The sequence below is a fragment of the Streptomyces sp. WELS2 genome, assembly GCF_013870595.1.
In the GTDB taxonomy this organism is placed as follows: domain Bacteria; phylum Actinomycetota; class Actinomycetes; order Streptomycetales; family Streptomycetaceae; genus Streptomyces.
Genome location: NZ_JACBWZ010000871.1, coordinates 1 through 2,473, shown reverse-complemented (window position 1 = coordinate 2,473; position 2,473 = coordinate 1). Strand labels below are relative to the sequence as shown.

The following is a 2,473-nucleotide window of genomic DNA, read 5'->3' as shown; positions in this document are numbered from 1 at the left end:
GGGCGTGATCTCGCTGGAGGTGCGGGGAACGGATCTGCGCACGACGTACGAGCCGGTACGGGCCTCGGTGGGCGAGGGTGACGAGGTGGGCGCGGGCGAGGTGGTCGGGACGCTGGAGGCGGGCGCCCACTGCGGCCCGGCGCCCTGCGTCCACTGGGGTCTGCTGCGGGGCACGACCTACCTGGACCCGCTGTCGCTGCTGCCTCCGTGGCTGCTGAACGGGGGGCCGTCGAGACTGCTGCCCATCCCGCCGGCCGCCTGACGGACCCGCTCGGCCGCCGCGCGTCCGGCCGGCCGGGGTCAGCCCTTGACGCCCCGCAGAGCCATGTTCACGGCCGCCTCCGTCACCACCGCGGGATCCTCGGCGGCGCCCAGCTCGATGCGCCGCACGGCCGCGTCCACCACGCCCTGCACCAGCATCGCCGCCAGCCTGGGCTGCTCGTGGCCCAGTTCCCCGAGCGCCTCGACGATCATCGCGATCAGTCCCCCGTGGGCCGCCCGGATCTTCTCCCGGGCCCCGGCGTCCAGTTCGCTCGCGGAGATGGCCACCACGGCCCGGTGCCGCCGGTCGCCGACCAGCGCGAGCTGCCGGCGCACATACGCCTCGACCTTGCCCGCGGGCGAGCCGGCCCGTTCCATCGCCGCCTCGACCTCCGCCGCCCACACCGGGAAGTCGACCGCGCACAGTTCCTCGACCACCGCGGCCCGGGAACGGAAGTACTCGTACACGGACGACCGCGCCAGCCCCGTCCGCTCCGCCAGCGCGGGGAAGGTCAGCGCCTCCGTCCCGCCCTCGGACAGCAGGGTCCGAGCCGCGTCCAGCAGGGCGGCTCGCTGCATCGACCGGTGTTCGGCCACGGAGGCCGCTCGAATCCTTGGCACGCCGACCACTTTACGGACACCCCCGGCGAGCGGGAGGAATCAGCGGCCGAAGGCGGCCAGCTTCGCCCGCAGCTGGAGCACGGACTTGGTGTGGATCTGGCTGACCCGGCTCTCGGTGACGCCGAGGACGTTGCCGATCTCGGCGAGGGTGAGCCCCTCGTAGTAGTAGAGCGTGACGACGGTCTTCTCCCGCTCGGGCAGGGTGTTGATCGCCCGGGCCAGGAAGCGCCGCAGTTCCCGGTCCTCGGCCACCTCCACCGGGTTGTCGGCGGCGGTGTCCTCCAGCGTGTCCATCAGGCTGAGCCGGTCCCCGCCCTCGCCGCCGACGTGCAGCAGCTCCTCCAGGGCGACCACGTTGGCCAGCGACAGCTGGCTGAACACGGCGTGCAGTTCGTCGACCTCCATGCCCAGCTCGGCGGCGACCTCGCCCTCCGTCGGCGTCCGCCGCAGCCGCGCCTCCAGGGTGGCGTAGGCACGCTCGACGTTGCGCGCCTTCTGCCGCACCGAGCGGGGGATCCAGTCCAGCGCCCGCAGCTCGTCGATCATGGCGCCGCGGATCCGGGTGATCGCGTACGTCTCGAACTTGATCTCCCGGTCGATGTCGAACTTCTCGATCGCGTCGATCAGCCCGAACACTCCCGAGGAGACGAAGTCGGCCTGCTCCACATTGGGCGGCAGTCCCACGCTGACCCGGCCCGCCACGTACTTGACCAGCGGCGAGTAGTGCAGGATCAGCTGCTCCCGCAGCCGGTCGTCCCCCGTCGCCTTGTACGACCGCCACAGCTCGTCGAGCGTCGAGGGTGCGGGCGGTCGGGCGCTGCCACCGTCGCGGGCGGCTGGGGGGATCGCCGCCCGGTCGGACCCGGAGGTGTGCTGGGGCATTCGTCGCCTTGTGTCGTTCTGCCGTGAAGTGCCGTGATGTGCCGTGATGTGGGAGGGAGTGGGGTCGGTGCGGAGAAGGGGGCTGACTGGGTGAGGTGTCGGTCTGATGTCGGGTTGACGCGGTCTGCGTCGCACCTTCGTGAGCGTAGCGTGACTGCGGTGTCGCGGTGTGCGAACAAGACGGCTCCACCCGTGCGCGGGGGCTCACGCCGGGCGGGTGACCGGGGGCCACGGCTCGCTCTCCGTGACCGGCCGGATGCGCCAACTCCGGGAAACGCCAAGGCTGTCGGGGGTTCCCCCGGACGGCCGAACAGGATCGGTCAGCACGGCGGGTGACCGTCGCGGACCGAGATCACCGCCTGGCGTGTCAACTTCCAGCCATCGCCGTGTCGTTCGACATAGCCAAGCGCTCGCAGCTCGTACAGCCTCCCGATCGCGTCCTCCCGGGTGGTGCGCGCGCCGAGCGCGATCTCCTCCACGGGCGCGGCGCGGCCCGCGGGCAGGGCGGCGAGCACCCCGCGGGCGTGCGGTTCCAGCAGGTCGCGCGGGAGCACCGGGCCGCGCCGGACGGGTGCGAGCTCGCCCATGGCGCCGACGAGTTCGACGACCTCGGTGGCGTCGGTGACCAGGGTGGCCTCGCCGCGCAGCAGGTCGTGCACGCCCGCGGAGAGGGCGCTGGTGACCGGACCGGGAACACCCATGGTGAACC

The 2,473-nt window shown here is 72.6% G+C and carries 2 protein-coding genes and 2 pseudogenes; 1 reads left to right on the top strand and 3 read right to left on the bottom strand.

Annotated elements, in window-relative coordinates; translation table 11 throughout:
* Positions 1-262 (top strand): annotated as a pseudogene (locus tag H5J33_RS31065) (M23 family peptidase); the annotation flags it as partial.
* Between the two features lie 38 nt (positions 263-300).
* Here the strand turns inward: H5J33_RS31065 and H5J33_RS31060 are convergent.
* The 3 genes and pseudogenes from H5J33_RS31060 to H5J33_RS31050 form a co-directional block, all read right to left on the bottom strand.
* Positions 301-858, bottom strand: a complete 558-nt coding sequence (locus H5J33_RS31060; RefSeq protein ID WP_181798096.1) for a TetR/AcrR family transcriptional regulator — start codon at positions 856-858, stop codon at positions 301-303.
* Between the two features lie 63 nt (positions 859-921).
* Entirely contained in the window at positions 922-1,764 is an 843-nt protein-coding gene (whiG, locus tag H5J33_RS31055) for an RNA polymerase sigma factor WhiG (protein ID WP_030785101.1), read from the bottom strand.
* Positions 1,765-2,084: 320 nt separating this feature from the next.
* Positions 2,085-2,473: pseudogene (locus tag H5J33_RS31050) on the bottom strand (DNA-protecting protein DprA); the annotation flags it as partial.

Coding starts and splice junctions, on each gene's coding strand:
- whiG (WP_030785101.1), bottom strand. CDS start 1,764: ATGCCCCAGCACACCTCCGGGTCCGACCGGGCGGCGATCCCCCCAGCC.